Annotated in this window: 1 pseudogene; it reads right to left on the bottom strand. The window is 42.0% G+C overall.

Features of this window, described 5'->3' with window-relative positions:
* Nucleotides 1–295, bottom strand: a pseudogene (gene fusA / locus ACFINO_RS11005) (elongation factor G); the annotation flags it as partial.

Genomic DNA, 295 nt, shown 5'->3' on the forward strand with positions numbered 1-295 from the left:
CTTCATAATAGGCTCAAGAAGTTGTGCACCAGCCTTTTTTGCACCATCTCGAAAAGCCGCACGAGCAGCAATTTCAAAAGCTAAAACAGAAGAATCAACATCATGATAACCACCATCGACCAAAGTAGCTTTTACACCAAGCATAGGGAAACCTGCAAGAGGACCAGACCCCATAACACTCTCAATCCCCTTTTGAACACCCGGAATATATTCTTTAGGGACAGCTCCACCAACGATTTTCGACTCAAAAATGAAATCATCACCATCATGAGGTTCAAAAATAATCTTCACACGA

This window comes from Bartonella sp. AA83SXKL, assembly GCF_042196965.1.
In the GTDB taxonomy this organism is placed as follows: domain Bacteria; phylum Pseudomonadota; class Alphaproteobacteria; order Rhizobiales; family Rhizobiaceae; genus Bartonella.